The organism is Psychrobacter sp. 1044 (assembly GCF_904846525.1).
Lineage (GTDB): Bacteria > Pseudomonadota > Gammaproteobacteria > Pseudomonadales > Moraxellaceae > Psychrobacter.
The window spans coordinates 35,180-58,604 of record NZ_CAJHAZ010000018.1; the positions used below are offsets into that span (position 1 = coordinate 35,180).

Sequence of the window (23,425 nt, forward strand, 5' to 3'; positions counted from 1 at the left end):
ATACAATCCAGTTATTCATGTAGGTACAATTCGACCATCATGCATGGTAATCACGCGATCTGCCATCTCGGCAAGTGCAGGGTCATGAGTCACCACCACCAGTGCTGAACCAACTTTTTGACGTAAGTCCAATAGCAGCTGCATGACTTGATCGGCATTTTGCTCATCGAGGTTGCCCGTTGGTTCATCAGCGAATACGATTTTTGGATGCGATACTAGCGCTCGTGCCACCGCTGTACGTTGCTGCTCACCGCCTGATAGTTGATTGGGCAAGCTATAACGTCGATGACCCAAATCAACGGCATCAATTAGCTCGTCTACTCGTGCTGGGTTTGGACGTCTGGCAATATCAAGTGGAAAGGCGATGTTCTCGGCGACTGTCAAGGTTGGCAGTAGGTGAAACGACTGAAAAACAAAGCCCATATCATGCTGACGAATGACCGCCAGCGCATCTTCGTCAAGGCTGCTTAAAGTTTGCCCTGCCAACTCAACGGTGCCGCTATCGGGATAATCTAGCGCTGCTAATAGCCCAAGCAGAGTAGATTTACCTGAGCCTGATTTGCCCATGATGATTACAAACTCGCCAGCATTGACATAGATATCTACATCTTTAATGATTGATAGGGTTTGCTCGCCGACTTGCACGGTTTTGTTGAGTTTATTAGCAGTCAGTAGGGCTTCTGTTTTAAAGTTTGCTTGTGGCATTGACGCGGCAATCGAAGGTGATGATGTCATTACAGTGTCTCGTTAAGTAGTCTCATTTGTCGTATTTTTTGTCGTCTCATCTTTAGCATTTTCAGTTGTGTTGTCTGCATCAGCTGTTCTTAGCTCTTTTAACTTGGGCTCTAGAATAGGCAAGATATTGTCATTGACGATAATCTCGTAGCCCTCTTTGGTCGGATGAATGGCATCGGCTTGATTGAGCGCAGGGTCACCGCCCACACCATCCAAGAAGAAAGGAATCAGCGTCACGTTCATGTCTTTGGCGACGCGAGGATATATCGCTGCAAATGACTTCACATACTCAGAGCCAAGGTTGTCATAGATTTGCATGCCGCCCAAAATGACGATACTGCCATTATCCTGTAGACGTTTGACCGCGGTACGAATATTAGCTTCAACTGTCGCCACATCGATACCGCGTATGGCATCGTTAGCACCAATGGTTAAAATCGTCACATCAGGCTTAGTTTGCAACACCCAGTCTAAGCGATTGACCAATCCCGTGCTGGTTTCACCACTCAATCCTGAATTGATAACTTTGGCATTGTCGTAACCCATTGCTTGTAGACGATCTTCTAACTGAGCAGGATAGTTGTCGTCTTTATCCACCCCAAGACCTTCTGTTAGAGAGTCGCCCAATGCCAAGATCGTTAATGGCGCTTGCTGTGCAGTGGATGTTGCCGGTTGCTCAGATTTGGTCGTTTGAGGTTCGGCAGTTTGAGTACTGTTTTGAATGCCATTATCGGTGCTACGTTCAGATGGTTTTTGGCAACCACCGAGCGCCATTACGGCTGTTAAAATAGCCAATGTTGGTAAGTGTCGAGCGAAACGAATGGATAAATTCATCATGATTATTCTGTCCTATAAGCAATCAAACCAGTGTAGCAAAATAAGACAGACACCAATATTATCCTAAGGTTACTGTAGTTTTTGATATTACAGCTTTTTGCCATCGACCATCACTGGACGACTCACTACCCAAGCAATGATGACATTGATAACCATCAAAATGAGCATAATGAATAGCGGTAAATCCCAGCTGCCAGTCGCTTCATGTAGCCAACCTGTCCCTAAGGGACCAAAAAAGGCAATCAAATAACCGACGAATTGCGCCATACCAGACAGCTCACTAGATTGGTTGGTCGTATAAGTACGTAAGGAGAACAGCATCATACTCAAGGTGAAAATAGCGGAGCATCCAATGCCCATCAGACCTGACCACAACCAAGCGAGGTCGGTAGATAAATAATTGATTCCTAAAATACCAATAACATTCAGCACCGTTGCAAACACCGCCAGCGCCTGAATAGGGCGGCCGCGATTGATCAGCCACGTCAGGCTCAAAATAGAGACAGGTGCCATAAACTGAAACACTGAAGCCATTTGTCCTGCTTGCACTGCAGATAGCCCTTTGCTGACCCAAATAGAAGGTAAGAAACTGGCAACGGTGTAAAATAATAATGATTGCAGCCCCATAAATACTGCAATTTGCCAAGCAAAAGGCGTACGCCACATGGAGATGTCAGACGATCCAGAGGTAGGTGGCACAATTGCTTGATGACTAGAGGAACCAAGCCGCAATCGCAAAAATATCCAAATAACGATCGCAAAAATGCCCAATAGCGACCACCCACCTAGTGCCCATTGCCAGCCTACTTGCTCAGATAATGGCAGTACGACTCCAGCGACGATGCCTGCCGTTACCGTCATCGTTAGACTAAATAGCCCTGTTATGAGTGGAATATGCTGGGGCGTACGCTGTTTAATAACAGGGGCAGCTAAGGTATTCGCAAAACCGATAGCCAAGGTCAGCAGTAACGTACCAATCAAAAACCCAGACCAAGTGGGAATAACAGTGCGAATCATCATACCAATCGTTAATAACGCAATCATCGCAATGAGTGTATTCTCAAGCCCAAAACGCTTACCAATGGCTGGCGCGATCAGTGCGCCCACCGCAAAAGTCAGCATGGGCACTGCCCCTAGCCAACCAATCTGCGTCTCAGAGATATTGAGGGCATCTTGTACGACAGGGGCAATAGAGCCGAGAGCAACAATAGGCGCACGCATATTGGTGGCGAGCAAAATCATGGCACATAAGATGAGCCAAAAAGTGAAGCGTGAGGAGGGCAGCTCAAACGGTGACGGCGTATCTGAATGAGACTGTAATGGCACATCAGGTGGCAAATCAGTAGAGGTAGACATAGCAGCACGACTATTAGAATAAGAAAAAGGACACGTCATTAAACAGCGCCGAAGCATCGTCGCTTGTAAATAACACCAAAGAAAACGCACCTAGACGGTGACTAAAATCATCAATTAGAATCGTAAATTAGAACTAGAGATTACTTGCAGAATACAAGATATATGAGTAACCATTTTGAAAGCGCGCTTATCTTCAATCGCCTATCAACTGAATACGGTATTAGATTTATTTAGTCTACTATTATTAACAGGCCCTGCACGTGCCGTATTGATATCCAAAATATCTTAAAGTGAGGCTAACTAGATACGTAGCGGCTGGCACAATTAAAAATAGCGCCAGTCCTTTGCAAAGGACTAGACGCTATTATAAGAACAGATGTTAGGTAAATACTACCAGCGTATGGTAACAAACGCGGTATTTATAAAATTTAGTTTATACAGGTCTGCCTAGCTGAGCGGCTTTAAGGGCATTTTCTTGCTGTTCTGCCACGATTGAATCACACTTATTGGGATCATTTCCACAAAACGAGCAATTTTCATCACCCATTAGTTTAGCAACGCCGCCACAAGATCCTCTAAGCGGCTTCTTTTTAACCATATAACCGATACCCATAAAGATAAAGAACAGGACGAATACGGTAAAGGTAATGGCAAGCATGGGAAGCAATTGACTAAGCATAGAGGAAACCTCGATTTTTAAAAATAGTGTGGCTATTTACTAGGGTAATACCTTAATAGTATAGCAAAACCAGTATAGCAAATTTTTGCATGGCTCGTTGATGGTTATCGAGCCGTTTACAGTATTGCGACTAAGCTCTATTACGACTAAGTTCTAAGGCTGTTTGTCAGCGCGTAATGCTTGCATCGCTGGTGTTTGCACCACTTGCCACTGGTCAGTATTCTTATCAGAATCCGTCGCCTTTGCCTCATCAGCTAAAACAACAAACAAGGCAGCTATATCTTGTGCTTTGGCTGTTGCAAGGGCTTTTTTATAAGGCATCGCAGTTAGGGCGGTCGCCCACGCATCTGCCAAGGCAACTGAGTCTGCTGCAACGGTTACCGATGGTGCGCCGCCCGCGATAGGCTTGCCAGTGGTTGGGTCAATCGTATGACTGTAGCGCTGACCGTCGAATATGACGGAATTACGATAGTTGCCAGAAGTTGCCAAATACATCTGATTATCGGTATTGATGGGTTGACGAATCGCTGATATTGTCTGACGCTCGCTGACCGTACTGTCCTCAATAGGCGCATCAATCGCAATTTGCCACGGCTGCTGTTGGTTATTGACCCCAGAGGTTGCAATTTCACCCCCTATCTCTACCATGTAGTTGCGAATTTGATAGTCATCTCTGAGCACATCGGCAATCACATCGACGCCATAACCTTTAGCAACTGCTGAGAAATCAAGTCCGACGCCATCTTTGGTTTTATAAATACTCTGCTCTTTTTGTATGATACTCTCAAAATCTACCAAGGCTTTTGCTTGAGCAATCTCAAGTGCTGTCGGTGGACTTTGCAAGCGCTCAACGGTCATGGTGCTACCAAAGCCCCAAGTCTCTACCAATGGCATGACGGTAGGATCAAAGGCGCCACCAGATTGCTGATAGACGATTCGTGACACATCAAGCACGTGAGCAAAATCTGCATCGATAGTGAGGGGGATGTCTTTACCTAACTGGTTGAACTGAGAGATAGTAGAGTCTGCTTGATAGGTAGACATACTGTCATTGATTTGCTGCAAGCGCTTATCAATCGACGCTTGGATGGCCGCTTCATCCGCATCCGCAGGCAGCTGATAACTGATATGGTAGCTCGTTCCCATGGTCTCACCGCTGAGATAATCATAATCCGGCGTTTGCTGGCAAGCACTAAGACTGAATACAGCACTGATAGTCATAACGGGCAATAAGGTGGTTTTCATCGATTTTCTAGACAATGAGAGTGGGGCTAATTTTTGCATTATTGGTTTTCTCATATTAATCATAATGGCTTTTATGGCAAAAGGGTGAGTGGCACGTTCTATTAGCGTCGCCCATTTTACACCCCTTGTCACCCATAACGCCAATCATCGACTTAAGACCTAGTGGCTTAAACGACTAAATTTACTTTACTTTTGATTCACGGATGAGCTTATATAGTTTTGGTGGTGATAGGCGGTTGACTGTGGTCGCCAGTTTTTCTTTAGTGCCTGCCACGATGATATATTCTTCACCCTTAATCAGGGCTTTTATGACCTGTTTAGCAAAGGTAGCTGCGGTTAATCCTTTATTGGTTGCCTCGTCCATCGTTCCTTGCGCGCTACCGTCACCAGTCAAGGCGTTAATAGAAATACTGGTTTGAATAAATCCTGGGAATATCGTCGCCACCTCTATGCCTTGCTCGTACAGTTCTGCACGCAGACTGTTTGCCCACATATGAAGTGCGGCTTTGGCTGCTCCATAAGCGCCGCGATATTGCGTGCCTAATAAACCAGCCACGCTCGATACAATGACAATTTTGCCGCCACCTTGCGCGATCATATCTGGCAGTACTAGTCTGGTCAGACGTGTCTGCGCAAAATAATCTATCTCCATAATTTGGCGCTCAACTTCTTCAGTGGTTTCCATAATAAGCGAGCGTTGACTGATGCCAGCATTATTAATAAGCCAATCAATTTGTCCGGCTTGAGCTTTAGCTGTCTTATACGCGTCTTTTGCTTGTTTAGCATCGGTGATATCAAAAGGGATGATGAAATGATTTTTGCTATTTTTACAGCGGTTTTTGACTGCTACTAATTTTGCCTCATCACGCCCACTTAAAATAATGGTGGCACCACGTTTGGCAAAGGCGATGGCTAATGCTGCACCGATACCACTAGAAGCACCAGTAATCCAAATGGTCAAATCTTTAATGTTGGTTTTCATAAGAATCCTTTCTTAAGGCAATAAACAATTAATAATATAGTAGAGGGCAGGCGGTCTGCTATTTAGATTTGTAGGCTTATTATGCAAGAATTGCATTTAATCAAAGCCAAAAAAAGAGCCTCAATTGAGACTCTTTTTTATTTATCACTTTAGAATACTTTTTTACGTAGCCATTTGCTTAGATACTCACTTAACCGCCGAAGTCATCAAGCATGATGTTTTCATCTTCCACGCCTAAGCTGTGCAGCATGTCGATGACTGCCGCATTCATCATCGGTGGCCCACACATGTAGTATTCACAGTCTTCTGGGTTTGGATGGTCTTTCAGATAATTTTCAAGTAGAACATTATGGATAAAGCCGGTTGGACCTTCCCAATTGTCTTCTGGTAATGGATCAGACAATGCTACATGCCACTCAAAGTTATCAAACTCTTCTGCGAGTTGATCATAATCTTCAACATAGAACATCTCGCGGATAGAGCGTGCACCATACCAAAAGCTGATTTTACGCTTAGTATGTAAGCGTTTAAGCTGATCAAAGATGTGCGAGCGCATCGGTGCCATACCAGCACCACCACCAACGAAAATCATTTCAGCGTCAGTCTCTTTGGCAAAGAATTCACCATAAGGACCTGAAACCGTTACTTTATCGCCAGGTACTAGGCTAAATACCCATGATGACATTTTGCCTGGTGGAATACCGTCAGGACCGCGTGGCGGTGGACTAGCGATACGAATATTAAACTTAATAAGGCCTTTTTCTTCAGGGTAGTTGGCCATCGAGTAAGCACGAATAACTGGCTCATCAACTTTTGAGACATAGTTGAAAATACCAAATTTTTCCCAGTCTTCGCGGTATTCTTCGTCAATGATAAAGTCTTTATAATGCACTTCATGCGGTGGCGCCTCTAACTGCACATAACCACCAGCACGGAAGTTCACTTCTTCGCCATCTGGAATTTTAAGGACCAGCTCTTTAATAAAGGTAGCAACGTTATCATTAGAGAGAACTTCACATTCCCACTTTTGTACATCAAAAAACTCAGGGTCAATCTCGATTTTCATGTCTTGCTTAACCGCTACCTGACAAGCTAAGCGCATATGATTGCGAATTTCGCCTTGAGTAAAATAGCCTTCTTCGGTGGGCAAGATAGAGCCGCCCCCTTCAATAACGCGGCAACGACACTGCGCACAAGTACCACCGCCACCACAGGCTGAAGATAAGAAAATACCTTCGCTTGCAAGGGTTTGTAGTAATTTACCGCCTGCTGGGGTCACGACGTCATTATCGGGATTATCATTGATATGGATGGTAACATCGCCTGAACTGACCAGTCTTGAGCGCGCCGCCAAAATAATGGCAACGAGGCCCATGATGATCAAGGTAAACATAGCAACGCCACCAATCGCCGTAGCGTAATCCATGGTAGGTATCCTTAATCTATGGAGTAGGGGTGCGAAAAGACGTCATTGCGTGTTTCCTGAACCCCTACCGAATAAATGAATTAAATAGGTCAAATCGCTAAATAGGCTGTTAAGCTTAGCGGTCTAAATTGACATACCGCCGAAAGACATAAAGCCAAGTGACATCAGACCAACTGTGATAAAAGTAATACCAAGACCACGCAGCGGTGCTGGAATGTCTGAGTATTTTAACTTTTCACGGATACCGGCCAATGCGGTAATCGCCAATGCCCAACCGAAGCCTGCGCCCACACCATACACGACAGATTCGCCGAAATTATAGTCACGCTCAACCATAAACAGTACACCACCTAAGATGGCACAGTTTACAGTGATAAGTGGCAAAAACACCCCAAGGGCGTTATACAGACTAGGGACGAACTTATCGAGGAACATCTCTAGAATCTGTACGGTCGCAGCAATCAAGCCGATATAACTGAGCAAGCCCAAAAAGCTTAAGTCGATATCAGGGAAACCTGCCCATGCCAGCGCACCATCTTTTAGAATGAACTGAAAGAGTAAGTTGTTTAGCGGTACGGTAATCGCCATCACGACGACCACGGCAACACCCAGACCGATAGCGGTTGAAACCTTCTTTGATACTGCCAAGAAAGTACACATACCTAAAAAATAGGCCAGCGCCATATTCTCAATAAAGACTGAGGTTATAAATAAACTAACATAATGTCCCATTAGTGACCGCCTCCATGTGCCATGCCTTTAGACTGCGGCTTCATTACAAATTCAGCATCTTCAACCTGCTCAGGTTTCCAGATACGGATAATGGCAATGAACAAACCAATAATAAAGAATGCTGACGGTGGCAACAGTAATAGACCGTTCGGAATATACCAACCGCCATCAGTGACAGGCTGTAGGATGGTGATACCAAACCACGTACCTGAGCCAAGTAGCTCACGGATAGTCGCGACAAACAGCAAAACCGCAGAATAGCCAAGACCATTACCAATACCATCTAAAAAGCTTGGCACTGGTGGATTGCTCATGGCAAATGCTTCGGCACGACCCATCACGATACAGTTGGTGATAATCAAACCAACGAAGACCGACAAGCCTTTACTCACATCATAAGCAACGGCTTTTAGCACCTGATCGACCAAGATAACCAAGGAAGCAATAATAGTCATCTGTACGATAATACGAATGCTTGAAGGGATTTGCTTACGAATGATCGAGATAAAGAAGCTTGAAAACGCCGTGACTAAGGTCAACGCCACACACATTACCATGGCATTGGCCATGCTTGTGGTGACAGCCAGTGCCGAACAGATACCGAGGATCTGTAGGGCAATGGGGTTATTATCAAAAATAGGCGAGGTTAAAATACTTTTAGTGTCAGCCATGTTATGCCTCCTTGCCGTTTGCTACTGGTCGTTTGGCTGCCAGTTCGGTTTCAGGTTGAGCGCTCAGCGTTGATTGCGTAGCTGCCGCATTATCAATCGCTTGACCACTCTCTTTACGTAGCGTATCTAAATAAGGCTTATAACCTTGCTCACCCAACCAAAACTGAATCATGTTACTAACACCGCGACCGGTCAAGGTTGCACCACTGATACCATCGACCCAGTTCTCTTTTGGTGTACCCGCTTTGGTCACACCAGTGGCAACATTACCATTTTCGTCATATGAGTGGATACCGCTCCACTTCGCACGCCACTCTGGCTCTTCGATACGAGCACCCAGACCTGGGGTTTCTTTATGCTCATAAAAGCTGATGCCTTTAATGGTATTCATATCGCTTTCAAGGGTTAAGAAACCATAGATAGTGCCCCATAGTCCATAGCCTTGAATCGGCAAAACAACCATTTCAGGTTTGCCTGCGTCATCTTTTTTAACATAGACTTTGGCATATTTGGGTTTACGACCAATACCAGCAGGGTCATTGTTGCCTAAATCTTCACTCAGTGCTTTATTCTTAGTCGCTTGGCTTGCGTCATAAGCATTACGATCAGGGATGCCAGCGGCTTTTAGCGCTTCATCATCAACGTAGCTGCCTTTACTTAAGTCAATAATTTCGACATCGAAATCTTTAAAACGTTCAGCAACATCATCTGCTGTATCAGACTCGGCATCGTACATGCCAGCGGCGACCAAGATGTTTTTGTTACGGTCTAAGCGTGCGTTTTCAATTTGAGCAGGTTTTAGACCAACCGCTACTGCTGAAACTAAGACGGAACACACCAAGCATAGCGTCAATGCCACACTGATGGTTTTCGCATTATTACTTTTGGGCTTGGACATAACGAACCCTCCGAGCTGTTTGGCGTTTGATGTTTGCTTGGGTCACAAAGTAATCAAACAATGGAGCAAATAAGTTGGCGAATAAAATGGCCAGCATGATGCCTTCTGGGAAAGCTGGGTTCACGACGCGAATCAATACCGTCATAAAACCAATCAAGATACCATAAGCCCAGCGGCCTTTATTGGTATGCGCAGCTGATACAGGATCGGTTGCCATAAATACGGCACCAAAGGCGAAGCCCCCGATCACTAAATGCCAATAAAACGGCAGGTTCATCATCATATTGTCTTCAGAACCAATCATATTAAAGACAAGAGAAGTAGCAATCAGACCTACTACACAACCTGCCATAATACGCCATGAAGCAATACGCGTCCAAAGTAGAACGACGGCACCCATTAAGATAGCCAATGTTGATACTTCACCGATACTGCCTTGCATATTACCTAAGAACGCATCACCCCAAGTAATCGCATTACCATAGACGTCGACGAAGTCCTGAGGAACTACGCCTAACGCGGCAAGACCAAGTGGCGTCGCACCAGAGAAACCATCGACCGCCGTCCATACTGAGTCACCAGACATATAAGCAGGGTAAGCAAAGTATAAGAATGCGCGACCCGATAGGGCAGGGTTCAGGAAGTTTTTACCCGTACCACCGAACACTTCTTTTGCGACTACGACACCAAAGATAATACCGAGGGCAACTTGCCATAAAGGGATATCTGGTGGTAAACAAAGCGCAAACAGCACTGAGGTCACAAAGAAACCTTCGTTGACTTCATGGCCGCGCACTACAGCAAAGATAATCTCACAGAGAATACCGACCGCAAAGGTGACGATATAAATCGGTAAAAATTGCATCGCCCCGTAAACGAAGCTTGCCCAGATACTGTCTGGGTTATAGCCTGCCATACTGGTGATAACGGTACGCCAGCCTTCAGGCTGCAAACCAAGGGTTGCAATCGCCGTTAGTGCTTGATGACCGATGTTGTACATACCCCAAAACATGGCTGGGAAAGTACATAACCATACGGTAATCATAATACGCTTTAGGTCGATACCGTCGCGTACGTGTGATGCTGAGTATGTGGTTGAGCTTGGTTGACGCAAAAACGTATCAAACATCTCAAAGATAGCGTAGTATTTTTCGTGTTTGCCACCCTTGGTGAAAGACGGCTCCATACGATCGAACATATTGTGTAAAAATTTCATCGTGGTTAGCCCTCCAGCTCAATGCGCGTCAAGTTATCACGCAAAATATCACCGAATTCATATTTGCCAGGAGATACGAAGGTGCATAATGCTAAATCTTCTTCGTCCAATTCGAGCACGCCCAAATCTACGGCGCTAATCATGTCTTCAACAATTAATGCACGTAGTAACTGTGTCGGCAGATAATCTTGCGGCATGACCTCTTCATAAACCCCGATAGGTACCATCGCTCGCGGTGAACCATTACTCGTGGTCGTAAAGTTATATTTCTTATTACCAAAAAACTTAGAAATATAAATAGGCAGCTTAGAGAAGCGGTTGGTGCCGACACTTAGGAAATGGAACGCTGGACGTTCACGCCCTTCAAGCAGCACACTGATTTGGTTATGAAAACGACCAAGATAAGCCGTATTGCCAAACACTTTGCGACCTGACAACACCGAACCAGAAATAATACGGTTCTCGCCAGCCGCCAGCTGTCCTTTGGTCAGAGCAGCGATATCAGCACCGCGCTCAGTAGCCACCAAACGTGGCTTGGTGACCGCAGGACCTGCCAAACTAATGATACGGCGCGTATATAAGCGACCGCTGGTGAATAGCTTACCAATCGCAATCACGTCTTGATAGCCAATCGTCCATACGGTCACGCCGCGCATGATTGGATGCAAAAAGTGAATGTGCGTGCCAGCCAGACCAGCAGGATGCTTACCAGCAAAGCTATGATACTCAGTGACATTATTAGCCGCCGTTTTGGCAACTGGCGTCAACTGGGCATCACCATGATGGCAAACAAAGGTCTTGGGGCTGAGTGTCGATAAGACAGCAAGTCCGTCATTGAACGCTTGCAACTGATCGTTAATCAGCAGCATTGGGTCAAATGCTAATGGATTGGTATCCATAGCGGTGACAAAAATAGCATGAGGATGGGCACCGATTTCTGGCGCACGGCTATAAGGGCGCGTGCGAAACGCGGTCCATTCGCCAGAGGCAAGCAGTTGGGTTTCAACAACTTCAGCGTCTAGGTCAGCAAGTTGCTGGGAGTCATAGCGCTCGAAGTCTACTTCTTCACCGTTTGGGTCGACCGCAATCACAAGGCTCTCAAACACACGACGTTCACCGCGTTTAATCGCGACGACTTTACCAGCAGCAGGGGCAGTATAGATAACGCCAACTCGTTTTTTGTCTTCAAAAACGGGCTGACCCTTTGCTACGATATCACCTTCTTTGACATTCATCGTAGGCTTCATGCCCACATAATCATAGCCAATAACGGCGACATGTGTCGGTTGGTGCTCAGATATCTCGCGGGATGATTCACCGGTGATGGGCAAATCCAAACCTTTTTTGATGGTAATCATAAGCGAAAACTTAGTCCATAGTCTAAAACGATACCAGACGTCCTGTTTGGTATATCGGTAGCATGAACATCTGCGTCATTCAATAAAGCCCCCACGTCTCTCTTCCTATAGTAGGATAGTGACAAAGGATCTCTGAAAATAACGCATGATCATAACTACTAGTAAGAGTATTAACGCTGACCTTAGACTCCTTAACAACACGTTAATGTCTTATTCGAATGACCAAAGTGGCGACTGGCTACCAAGGTGTATGTTAAAACCATCAAATCAAACGCAATCGTTCAAGCCTTTAGCGAAAATGATTGTGTAGAAAATAGCTCTATCATACGTTTCATTGAAAATTAAAGCTTGTAACACCAGCGCAATTGACTACCCTTATTGGTTTGGTATCTTGTTAATAGATACGCAATTAGATAAGAATGCAGCCAAAAGATGATCTATCGAAATAGATGATAAACTGGTTGATAGACAAACTAGCGAAGCCATTATTAAGTAGATTTCACTCACATCAATAAGCGGCTATACAGCTAGTAATGACTGTTCTAAAATAGTTAGCTAGTGATAGAGAGACGATAGAGACTATAAAAAAGAAAGAAGCGTCATTAGAGTTTAGTGCTGTAGAGTAGACTGTTTAGAGGCCACCAGTTGAAATTTCTAATATAACCCTTCTTAGCAATATGTCAGCCAACATCAAAAAGATGCACTTAGCTGCTGCTCGACTCATCCTGACCGCTATGCGACACTAAGCCATAAATGACTTAATAAAAAGCGCAGCGCATGGTTACTATCACATAGAAACAAATAAAAATTTACCTAGGATTATACGCTAAATTGACCTAAAATTGCCAGTCAGTAATTGAATTTATCTAATGTTGCCAGTGATTCAATGTATTAAAACTTATGGTTATGATTGACAGTTTTTTTATGGTCACTTCTATCTATCGAAGCAGCTTTTGGGTCTATCATGGATAGCTTTTGACTCGTCTATATATTAAGTCATTTTTGACTGATTTTTTTATGCGTGTTTAGAGGGTATTGAACGTTCAATACACCCTGATTTTGAATTTACTTTTCTAAATATATTTATTGTTGTGCTTTATAAGGAATGCTATATGTGTGCTGTGCCTGTCATTATCCCGGCTATTGATTTAAAAGATGGTAAATGTGTCCGCTTAAAACAAGGCCGTATGGAGGATGATACGGTTTTTTCTAATGATCCAGTGGCCATGGCAGCACGCTGGGTAGAGGAAGGTGCACGTCGACTGCATTTGGTTGATTTGAATGGGGCATTTGACGGCGTACCCGTTCATAGACAAGTGGTGAATGACATTACCAAAGCGTATCCGAATCTGCCTATTCAGTTGGGCGGCGGTGTGCGCAATATGAACACCATTGAGCAATATATTACGGCTGGTTTGACTTATATCATCATTGGTACAAAAGCGGTCGAAGATCCTAGCTTTGTGACTGAGGCTTGCCGCGAATTTCCGGGTCATATCATTGTAGGCATCGATGCAAAAGACGGCATGGTAGCAACCCATGGTTGGGCAAATGTGACCGATACCAAGGCGACTGAGCTTGCGAAGCGCTTTGCAGATGTCGGCGTATCGTCGATTGTCTACACCGATATCAACCGCGATGGCATGATGCAAGGCGTCAACGTTGAACAAACTGTCAATTTAGCACGTGAAGGCGGCTTGCCTGTGATTGCCTCAGGCGGCGTGACCAATATGAAAGATATCGAACTGCTGAAACCTTATGGCGATTGTATTGAAGGTATCATTACTGGTCGCGCAATCTATGAAGGCACGTTAAACTTGGGCGAGGCACAAGTTTATTTAGACAGTTAATGATTATTGAACATTTAATAAAGAAAGATGAGTACGAAAATCTATAAAAAGCAAAGGATGCTTATGAACACTGACTTTGACCGCTCAACGATGCGCGATTTTATAAAAGCGTGCGGTCAAATGCTGTTGTTACTAAGCATCCTTTTTGCCTTTCCAGTGTATGCGGATGGTGAAGAGGTGACGGGTATCACCACTGCATTGGGGATAGATACAGCAGAAAATCCGGCAGCTGACAAACCTTTACTTGATGCGACATCAGAAGAGGAAGCTTCAGCATCTCCAGTGGTCATACCTGAACCAGCACCACCGCCCATAATCAGTGGTGAGAGCACCAATAATGCGCAAATCGAAACCACTCCTACTCCGCAGAAAGACAATGACATTCGTCAACGTATTCAGGGTATTTTTTCTGAAATAGAAGGTCTGCAGGCTGTCAATGTCAGCGTTACGCAAGGTGTTGTCACCTTAACCGGAGAGACGCCGAACGAGAAAAAAGCGCAACAAGCCATCAATTTGACCAACCGTCTGACAGATGTGGTCACCGTCGAAGATCGGATTGATCGCACCCTTGATGTTCAAGACAATGTCACTACCGTTTATCAAGGTCTTAAAGCACAAGCCAAAAATCTGGTCAAAGCCTTGCCGCTCCTATTGGTCGGCATTGTCCTATTTGCATTGGTGACATGGTTTGGTAGTTGGCTGTCTAATCGCAAAAAAATGTGGCAACGGCTCACGCCCAATCCGTTTGTCGCCGAATTGCTGTCACAAACCGTTAAAGTCATTTTTATTATTTTCGGTTTGATTCTTGCACTGAGTTTGATAGGCGCCGAAACCATCTTAGGCACTTTGCTTGGCGGTGCAGGCGTTATCGGTATTGCCGTTGGTTTTGCGGTCAAAGACACTATTGAGAATTACATTGCCTCGCTCATGCTCAGTATTCGCCAACCATTTCGCGCACGTGATCATATTTTGATTAATAATCAAGAGGGGATTGTAGTACGGCTAACCTCACGTGCGACTATTCTGATGACTTTAGATGGCAACCAGTTGCGCATTCCCAATGCTGAAGTGTTTAAAGCAACGATTTTAAATTACACCAAAAATCCAGAACGTCGATTTACCTTTGAGTTAGGCGTTGATGCCAATGATGATCCATTAGCGGCTATCAAAGTCGGACTGGATGCGATACATACGTTAGCATTCGTTTTAGATGAGCCAAAAGCAGTGGCTGTCATTACCAATGTTGGCGACTCTAATATCATTTTAGAATTTCAAATTTGGGTGGATCAATCAGATACGGATTTCTCAAAAGCACGCAGTATTGCCATTCGTGAGACCAAGCATGCGTTAGAAAATGAAGGCTTCAGCTTGCCTGAACCGATTTATCGTTTGCGTTTTAATAGTAACTTAGAAAAAGCGTTTGAGCATATGCAGGACAGTAACGCCAGCAGTGCTAATACTAATATGACAATTACGCCAATCACGCCCAAAGTGACCGATAAAAACCAGAATGAAGATAATAGCGTTGATGATAAGGACAAAAAACAAGCAAAGGCTCGTGCCAAATTGATTTTACAAGGTCGCAATGCTGATGAGGTGCTTAACGCCCGTCCTGACGACAAACTCATGGAAAAAGTTGAACAGGAAATTGCAGAAAGCTCTGACGAGACTGATTTACTGAATAATAATAGCCCGCAAGAATAATTTGCAAAAACCTGCCAAAAACTAGGCATAAAAAATGCAACGAAACGTATATCTGATTATCATTCAAATACGAGACATTTTTTATGCAAATGAAACACTTGATTATATTCGCCCTAGTGGGCATGGTTGCGTTACTAGGTTTCAACCTCATTAATGGCAATCAACGTGATAAAAATAGAGAGATAGTCATAAGTGACGCAGGATCTGAGCAATCTCCCGATACAGCGTTACCAAATACGGATGATGTAGAAAGTGGCTCAGCAGATGTCGCAAGCCAGCCACTTGGCAAACAGCCTAAAGCCATTCTCGATAATGCTACCGCGAAAATAGATCAGGCTCAGGAAGCAGACAAGGAACGTCTAGACCAGATGAGTAATGCGCAATAATGATTTAAGTAGTCGTTATAAAATACCACGCACAAAAAAGGCCAACGATGACGTTGGCCTTTTTATTATTCGAAGCGTTTGCTAACACTAGCTTTTCTTACTTGCGCCTTTACTACGGCTGCCAGTCTTTTTAGCGGTGCTTCTTCTATCAGTACTTTTCTTATCAGTACTTTTTTTAGAAGGCGCGCTCTTCGTTTGATTCATTTCACTAGATTGCAATTTAGCTTTTAAATCAAAGTCAATTTGTAGCAGATCCATATTGACGCCAGCAACTTTCACTTTAACGCGATCGCCCAGTCCGAACAATGTCCCTTTGTCTTTACCAATCAGCTGTTGTTGCTGCTCATCGTAAACAAAGAAGTCATCACCGACATTAGAGATGTGAACCAAACCATCGATATATAAGTCAGTCAGCGTGACAAACAAACCGAAGCTTGTAACTGTGGTGACCACACCTTCGAACTCTTCACCAACATGATCTTTCATATAGTGACACTTGAGCCAAGACTCTACATAGCGCGAGGCTTTTTCGGCACGGCGCTCGGTATCTGAGGTTTGCGTGCCAGCAGCTTCGAGAGAAAAGTCCATCACTGGCTGCTGGGTATTGGTCACTTTTGCTTTGATGGCACGATGCAGCATTAAATCAGGGTAACGACGAATCGGCGAGGTGAAGTGGCTATATTCGTCATAAGCTAGCCCAAAGTGACCGATATTGTCAGGTGCATAGTTTGCTTGCATCATTGAGCGCAACAGCATGCTGTGGATACTAATCGCATCGGGTCTGTCTTTGGTGGCTTCAATAATACGCTGATAATCGGCTTGCGTTGGATTTTCTTCTGGGAAGCTTAAACCAAAGTTCTTTGCGTATTCGTGAATACGCATTGATTTTTCGCCATCAGGTTTGTCATGGTTACGATATAAGACAGGAAGCTCATGCTTGAGTGCAAAGTTCGCTGCACAAGTATTGGCCAGCAGCATACATTCTTCAATGAGTTTTTGAGCATCACCGCGAGTACGCGGTAGGATTGCTTCGATACCACCTTTCTCATTGAACTTAATGTAGGTCTCAACTGTTTCAAACTCCATTGCATGACGCTCTTCACGCTTTTTAAGCAGTAGCTCATACAATTGATGTAAGGTATCGACAGATTTTTTGACGTCTTTATTACCCGTGAGTGAGGTAGGTACGCTCTTATCTTCTGGATTCTCAAGATAAGCGTTCACTTGATTATAGGTTAAACGTGCTTGTGAGTGCATGACAGCAGGATAGAACTCATAACCAGTCACTTTGCCTGCCCGCGATATTTTGATATCGGCGACCATACAAAGACGGTCACGGTCAGGATTCAATGAACACAGACCATTAGAGAGTACTTCAGGCAACATTGGAATCACACGATGCGGGAAATATACGGACGTACCGCGCTCGTAGGCATCTTTATCAAGTGGCGAGTTTGGTGTGACGTAATAACTGACATCAGCAATCGCAACTAAGACACGATAGTTGCCACCAGAGCGTTTTTCGGCAAATACGGCATCATCAAAATCACGTGCATCTTCACCATCGATAGTCACCAACGGCAAATCACGCAAATCTTTACGACCTTTTAAATCTTTTTCAGTCGGCTCTTGATAATCGTTGGCTTGCTTCAGTGCTGCTTCGCTAAAATCTGATGGGATGTCATAATTGAGTAAGGTGGTCTCAATAATCAGTTCGCGATCATTGTCGTCAGACAGTACTTCAGTGATTTTACCCGTCGCAAATTCATGCTGATTTGGCCAATCAATAACATCAACCTTAACAGGAGAGCCTTGCTTGGCATTCATCGCTTGTACATTTTCTTCAGTAACGGTAATGGGCTGGTGATTATTTGGACTACCAAGCTCGACACAGTAGCCATCTTCATCACGCGCTAATGTACCAATGAAGTTATTTTGGCGACGTTCAACGACATCAACGATACGTCCTTCTGTGCGCCCACGATTGTCTGTCGATGTACCGACTGCATCTACGGTGTCACCGTTGAAAACCCAGCGCATTTGCTTTTCATGCAAAAATAAATCTGGCATATCGCTTAATAATACAAAGCCAAAGCCTTTAGGATGTGCAGACACTGTACCCCTGACGACATCTTGTTTGGTCACCGTGCGATAGCGATAAGGACGACCGTCGCGGTTTACTTGTCCATCACGTGCCATCGCTTTTAGGCGATTGCCTAAAGCGTCAAACTGGTCTGGGTCATCAATATTAAAGGCTTTTGCCAATTGTTGATGCGTGACTTCACCATGCTCATTAATCGTACTGAGTATCAGTTCGCGACTAGGGATAGGATTGTCATATCTTTTTGCCTCACTTGAGGCGTTTGGATCGTTCCAACTCATAAATTACCGTATCTATTTTTAAAATTATTAATAATGGCTATCTTAACACGAACGACGTTGCAATATCTTGCGTCAATTGTCTTAAGTGTATTTGGTAGCAGGAAGTGGCCACCTTTAATAGGCAACAACTATTAAAACAAATCAAATGTCGATATCGACTGTACTTGATCTATTTGTTATCTTTTTACTGTCTATCTCTTTCGACACTTCTAATACTGTTGTTTGATTAGACTTATCCAAGTATTTCTGAGCCTTATCGACTTCAGTGGTCAAAGTATTGACCGTCTGTTTCATGTTCTCTAGCGCTTCAATTTTATAATTGCTAATCATATCCATCGTATCATAGACGTTATTGAAAGCGTTTTGTAATTTATCAAGCTCAATGCTGCTACTGGTTGCTTGCTCATGGATTTCACCTGACTGGCGTTTTAGCATCGCTGAGGTCGATTCAATCAAGCTACTGGTGGTTTTATTTAAAGCAGTAATTTGATCAAGTACCAGTTTTTGATTGGTCATTGCTTGTGCAACCACGACCGCTGTCCGTAGTGCAGATACGGTGGTTGTGGTGGCTCGATCAACGCCTTTTATCAATTCTAAGTTATTGCGGCGAATGGTATCGAGCGCTAAATAGCCTTGCACGTTCACGGCTAACTGAGTTAAAAAGTCGGTGTTTTTTTGACGCACATAAAACAACATCTCTTCTTTAATAATGCGTGCTTTTTCTGGGTCGGTCGCTTCTATCGCATAAACCTTTTGTTCTAACTGCTCATCAATCTTTTTGCCGACATAAACGTATTGGCGTATGGATTGCATCAGCTCCCACATATTGACTTTTTCTTGCTCAATCATCGCATTGTCTTTGAGCAGCTCATCCTTACCATTATATAGACTGGTAACCACCGCATTAATATGCGACTGTGCAGATTCGTATTGACGGAAGTAATCCTGTACTTTATTGCCAAATGGGATGAGACCGAATAACTTACGCGAGCTGGTCAGCTCTTTTTTACTGGGATCTAAATCTTCGACGATGCCGCGCAACTCAGTCAATGACTTGGCGATAGGGGAATTATCAAACAAGCTGTCATTGAGGCTTTTGGCGGGTAAATCGAGCATACGATTAGACACTTGGGCTGATTCACGAATCTCTTTAGTACCGAGATTATGAATCGATTGCACATTTTGCTGAAATTCAGCGCTGTGCACAGAATTATTAATCACATGATCAACAAAGGCATCGACCTTGGCATCAAGCTCGGGGATTTGGCTGTCATCCAATTTGACCATTTGATCTGCTTCGCTTTTTTGTATTTCTCTCACAGGTTCAGGCGCGGTTAGAGAAATACTTGGCGTCGTTGCGTTTTCTGGTGGGGTCAATTCTTGCATGAAATTTCCTTCAATATTGGATAAAAGTAGTGTTTTTGTCAACGACTCTGATGGCCGTGATATACGTTATTTTTATACACTTACTAGAAATTTTTAATAAATGCTGATTAGCAAATATAAAATAGACCTTTAGATTACCGCGTAATCAAATGGTTGAGAAGGTAGGTTTTGTAAAATAGAGTCAGCCAATTATATCTGACTAAACATATTTAAAAGAGATATGTATCTATGTACACAATAAAAAACCATCAATATCCCGCAGTATATTGATGGTTAAGGTTATACATATCTATATTGACTAACAGCCATCTAATAAACAGATTACTTTTTCTTAGTTGGCCCAAGCAGCATACCCATCTGACGACCTTCCATCTTAGGATATTGCTCAACGTTAGCAATCTCAGCAGTATCTTCGATAATACGATCTAGCTGCTTGCGACCAATCTCTTGGTGCGCCATTTCACGGCCACGAAAGCGAATACTGATTTTAACTTTGTCTTGGTCTTCCAAAAAGCTGACGATTTTTTTCAGTTTAACCTGATAATCAGCTTCTTCAGTACTAGGACGCAGCTTCATCTCTTTTAGCTGAGTTTGCTTTTGGTTCTTTTTAGCTTCTTTCGCCTTTTGCTTTTGATCATAGAGGAAATGCTTATAATCCATGATTTTGCATACTGGCGGTTTGGCTTCAGGAACCAATTCGACCAAATCTAGACTGTCTTCACGTGCCGCTTTCATCGCGGTTTCGATATCGACCACGCCCATCTGTTCGCCGTCTTCTTTAACGAGACGGACTTCTTTGGCTGTGATATCTTCGTTGATGTTCAAACGGTTTGACTGTTTAATAGGTATTACTCCTCATCTGTTTTTGGGGTCTGTCGGCCTTTGTCGCTGACAGCGGTCTGTACTAATGTAATAAATTCTGGAACACTCATCACGCCAAGGTTTTCACCTTCACGAGTACGGACATTGACACTGCCCGATTCGACTTCTTTATCCCCTAATACTAGCATATAGGGAACGCGTTCTAATGTTTTCTCTCGTATCTTAAATCCAATCTTTTCGTTACGCAAGTCACTAATAGCTCGCAAACCTGACTTTTTGAGTTCGCTGACCACATTTTCACAAGCATCTGCCTGTTTATCAGTGATATTCATCACCACCACTTGCTGCGGCGCTAGCCAAACAGGCATCCAACCGGCATAGTTTTCAATCAATATACCGATGAAGCGCTCGAATGAACCTAGGATGGCACGGTGCAACATGATAGGTACTTCACGCTCATTTTGCTCATTGACGAATTCGGCATCTAGGCGCTCAGGCATGTTTGGGTCAACCTGAATCGTACCGCACTGCCAGACGCGACCTAAAGAATCTTTTAAACTAAATTCAATCTTCGGACCATAAAATGCGCCTTCACCTGGCAGATAAGCCCAATCAAGACCTGAGCTATCTAAGGCATCGGCCAAAGCTTTTTCGGCAAAATCCCAAGACTCATCACTACCAACCCGTTTTTCAGGGCGGGTTGAGAGTTTCATAATGATATTATCAAAACCAAAGTCTTCATAAACGGCAAGAGTTAGCTTGATAAAGTCAGCAACTTCTTGCTGGATTTGCGACTGTGTACAGAAGATATGAGCATCATCTTGGGTAAAGCCACGAACGCGCATCAAACCATGTAGTGAACCTGATGGCTCGTTTCGATGACAAGAACCAAACTCCGCCATACGTAATGGTAAGTCACGGTAAGATTTCAAGCCTTGGTTAAAGACTTGCACGTGACAAGGGCAGTTCATTGGTTTTACCGCATAATCACGATTTTCGCTGGCAGTCGTGAACATATTGGTAGCATAGTTGCCCCAATGTCCCGAACGCTCCCACAGACTACGATCAACGATTTGCGGTGTTTTAATTTCTTCATAACCGTTATCGTGCTGTACTTTACGCATATACTGCTCAAGTACTTGATATATCGTCCAACCATTCGCATGCCAAAACACCATACCTGGCGCTTGCTCTTGCATATGGAATAGATTTAACGCTTTACCAATTTTACGATGGTCACGTTTTTCAGCTTCTTCGATACGCTGAATATAGGCTTTTAAATCTTTTTTATCCGCCCATGCTGTACCATAGATACGTTGCAGTTGCTCGTTCTTGGCATCACCGCGCCAATATGCACCAGACATTTTGGTCAGTTTGAATACTTTTAAAAATTTGGTGTTCGGCACGTGTGGACCACGGCACATATCGACATATTCTTGATGATGATATAAGCCAAACGCTTCTTCGCCTGGCATATCATTAATCAGCTTAAGCTTATAGTCTTCACCACGTTCTTCAAAGATTTTAATGACTTCATCGCGTGGCGTTATTTTTTTGATAACGTCATAATCTTGCTTGATTAGCTCCATCATGCGTTTTTCAATGGCTGCCATATGCTCAGGCGTAAATGGTGTTTCGCTATAGATGTCATAATAAAAACCATCATCGATAACGGGACCAATCACCATTTTTACATCAGGATATAACTGCTTAACGGCATGACCTAATAGGTGAGCACAAGAATGGCGAATGATATCGACACCGTCATCATCTTTTGGTGTCACGATTTCAACCTTAGCATCATGAGCAATAGGGTCGTGCGCATCAACTAGATGACCATCTACACGCCCGGCGACCGTTGCTTTAGCCAATCCTGCACCAATGCTTTGTGCCACTTCCATGACCGTTGTATTGCCTTCGAAGTTTTTTACGCTACCATCGGGTAAAGTAATCGCTACCATAATCTATTCACCTTTTTGCGTCCGTTGGCAGTGATGATTGCAACCATCAATCATATAACCGCAAGACTGCGTCAATTATATCCAACTGCTATGATATGTTATAAGAGATAGATATCACTTAAAGGCAAAGTTTCAAACAATCAACCGTTGAACAATCAAGGCTAATAAGAAATGCCATTAAGCAATATTATAAAGTCAGCTATTATAGCAAAAACTGTGTATCAACACTAGATAGTAAGGGATTAGGTCGGCTTCTATATATAGATGCTATCTATACGAATATCAAGAAGGGTAAATCATAGTTAGCTAAGGACACAGCGAAGGCAATTATCAGTAAACAGATAAATATGCCAAAAAGTCAGTATAGAGCCTCAAAGTTTTAGTTTAAAGTAAGTTCTTAATGGCAACGCGATAGATGACAATTAATGAATATCGATAGATACTGTTTAAAGCTGAGTTATTATTTAAGGGAATTAAACAACCACTACCCTTAACCCATTGAAAACTATGCATTATTAAAAATCTTCTCAAATAAACCTAAAAACCTCTGATAAAGCGGTTGACACCCCTGTCAGAATCTATATAATACGCCCCACAGCAAAGGAAGCTAAGCAGTAAGTTAACCAACTTATTACTTAGATTACCAAGCTAAGACAAAACATAAAAAAGCTTGACAAATCAAATCATTATGATAAGATAGTCGGCTCGCTAGATAGCTTGAACCACAAGGGTTTAAGACTAAACAGCAAGAGAATTACCCTATATATCAGTTACTGGACGACAGTGATTGAGCACTATT

Annotated in this window: 19 protein-coding genes; 3 read left to right on the top strand and 16 right to left on the bottom strand. The window is 43.6% G+C overall.

All coding sequences use genetic code 11. The features are described 5' to 3' along the window. Positions 1-15 precede the first annotated feature (15 nt). From JMX82_RS11970 to JMX82_RS12025, 12 genes are all read right to left on the bottom strand, one after another. Positions 16-735, bottom strand: coding sequence for an ABC transporter ATP-binding protein (locus tag JMX82_RS11970; protein ID WP_201540701.1), 720 nt, complete (start codon positions 733-735; stop codon positions 16-18). 12 nt (positions 736-747) lie between these two features. Then, positions 748-1,572, bottom strand: coding sequence for an arylesterase (locus tag JMX82_RS11975; protein WP_201540702.1), 825 nt, complete (start codon positions 1,570-1,572; stop codon positions 748-750). 87 nt (positions 1,573-1,659) lie between these two features. Continuing rightward, positions 1,660-2,928 carry a CynX/NimT family MFS transporter gene (locus JMX82_RS11980; RefSeq protein WP_227676722.1) on the bottom strand — a complete coding sequence of 423 codons (1,269 nt, stop codon included), beginning with the start codon at positions 2,926-2,928 and terminating at the stop codon, positions 1,660-1,662. Positions 2,929-3,361: 433 nt separating this feature from the next. Then, positions 3,362-3,607 carry a (Na+)-NQR maturation NqrM gene (gene nqrM / locus JMX82_RS11985; protein WP_045453840.1) on the bottom strand — a complete coding sequence of 82 codons (246 nt, stop codon included), beginning with the start codon at positions 3,605-3,607 and terminating at the stop codon, positions 3,362-3,364. A 153-nt stretch (positions 3,608-3,760) separates the two neighbouring features. Continuing rightward, complete coding sequence (locus JMX82_RS11990) at positions 3,761-4,891, bottom strand: FAD:protein FMN transferase (protein ID WP_227676725.1); 1,131 nt, start codon at positions 4,889-4,891, stop codon at positions 3,761-3,763. A 142-nt stretch (positions 4,892-5,033) separates the two neighbouring features. Beyond that, entirely contained in the window at positions 5,034-5,834 is an 801-nt protein-coding gene (locus JMX82_RS11995) for an SDR family NAD(P)-dependent oxidoreductase (protein ID WP_201540705.1), read from the bottom strand. A 190-nt stretch (positions 5,835-6,024) separates the two neighbouring features. Continuing rightward, positions 6,025-7,260 carry an NADH:ubiquinone reductase (Na(+)-transporting) subunit F gene (gene nqrF, locus JMX82_RS12000; RefSeq protein ID WP_055125670.1) on the bottom strand — a complete coding sequence of 412 codons (1,236 nt, stop codon included), beginning with the start codon at positions 7,258-7,260 and terminating at the stop codon, positions 6,025-6,027. A 123-nt stretch (positions 7,261-7,383) separates the two neighbouring features. Further along, positions 7,384-7,992: an NADH:ubiquinone reductase (Na(+)-transporting) subunit E gene (nqrE, locus tag JMX82_RS12005; RefSeq protein ID WP_011281361.1), complete on the bottom strand. Its 609-nt coding sequence runs from the start codon at positions 7,990-7,992 to the stop codon at positions 7,384-7,386. After that, positions 7,992-8,663 (bottom strand): NADH:ubiquinone reductase (Na(+)-transporting) subunit D, encoded by a 672-nt coding sequence (locus JMX82_RS12010; protein WP_055125671.1) that lies wholly within the window; start codon positions 8,661-8,663, stop codon positions 7,992-7,994. The genes nqrE and JMX82_RS12010 overlap by 1 nt, the downstream gene beginning before the upstream one ends. Position 8,664: 1 nt before the next feature. Beyond that, positions 8,665-9,561, bottom strand: a complete 897-nt coding sequence (locus JMX82_RS12015; protein ID WP_201540706.1) for a Na(+)-translocating NADH-quinone reductase subunit C — start codon at positions 9,559-9,561, stop codon at positions 8,665-8,667. Beyond that, positions 9,542-10,777: an NADH:ubiquinone reductase (Na(+)-transporting) subunit B gene (locus JMX82_RS12020; RefSeq protein ID WP_055125672.1), complete on the bottom strand. Its 1,236-nt coding sequence runs from the start codon at positions 10,775-10,777 to the stop codon at positions 9,542-9,544. The genes JMX82_RS12015 and JMX82_RS12020 overlap by 20 nt, the downstream gene beginning before the upstream one ends. A 5-nt stretch (positions 10,778-10,782) precedes the next feature. Further along, the gene (locus JMX82_RS12025; protein ID WP_201540707.1) at positions 10,783-12,135 is read right to left on the bottom strand and encodes a Na(+)-translocating NADH-quinone reductase subunit A; all 1,353 of its coding nucleotides are present in this window, start codon (positions 12,133-12,135) and stop codon (positions 10,783-10,785) included. A gap of 1,112 nt (positions 12,136-13,247) precedes the next feature. Between JMX82_RS12025 and hisA the strand changes: the two genes are divergently transcribed. The 3 genes from hisA (at position 13,248) to JMX82_RS12040 (ending at position 16,075) form a co-directional block, all read left to right on the top strand. Continuing rightward, a complete protein-coding gene (gene hisA, locus JMX82_RS12030) occupies positions 13,248-13,985 on the top strand; it encodes a 1-(5-phosphoribosyl)-5-[(5-phosphoribosylamino)methylideneamino]imidazole-4-carboxamide isomerase (RefSeq protein ID WP_201540708.1) in 738 nt (245 codons plus the stop codon). A gap of 63 nt (positions 13,986-14,048) precedes the next feature. After that, positions 14,049-15,689: a mechanosensitive ion channel family protein gene (locus JMX82_RS12035; protein WP_201540709.1), complete on the top strand. Its 1,641-nt coding sequence runs from the start codon at positions 14,049-14,051 to the stop codon at positions 15,687-15,689. Positions 15,690-15,772: 83 nt separating this feature from the next. Further along, on the top strand, positions 15,773-16,075 hold the full coding sequence (locus JMX82_RS12040) for a hypothetical protein (protein ID WP_201540710.1): 303 nt from the start codon (positions 15,773-15,775) through the stop codon (positions 16,073-16,075). Between the two features lie 87 nt (positions 16,076-16,162). Here the strand turns inward: JMX82_RS12040 and rnr are convergent, their stop codons facing one another. From rnr to thrS, 4 genes are all read right to left on the bottom strand, one after another. Then, the gene (gene rnr / locus JMX82_RS12045; RefSeq protein WP_201540711.1) at positions 16,163-18,457 is read right to left on the bottom strand and encodes a ribonuclease R; all 2,295 of its coding nucleotides are present in this window, start codon (positions 18,455-18,457) and stop codon (positions 16,163-16,165) included. A 141-nt stretch (positions 18,458-18,598) separates the two neighbouring features. Then, positions 18,599-19,843 (bottom strand): toxic anion resistance protein, encoded by a 1,245-nt coding sequence (locus JMX82_RS12050; RefSeq protein ID WP_045453830.1) that lies wholly within the window; start codon positions 19,841-19,843, stop codon positions 18,599-18,601. Positions 19,844-20,164: 321 nt separating this feature from the next. Then, positions 20,165-20,668, bottom strand: coding sequence for a translation initiation factor IF-3 (infC, locus tag JMX82_RS12055; RefSeq protein WP_045447656.1), 504 nt, complete (start codon positions 20,666-20,668; stop codon positions 20,165-20,167). Between the two features lie 23 nt (positions 20,669-20,691). Beyond that, on the bottom strand, positions 20,692-22,626 hold the full coding sequence (thrS, locus tag JMX82_RS12060; RefSeq protein WP_201540712.1) for a threonine--tRNA ligase: 1,935 nt from the start codon (positions 22,624-22,626) through the stop codon (positions 20,692-20,694). Positions 22,627-23,425 lie beyond the last annotated feature (799 nt).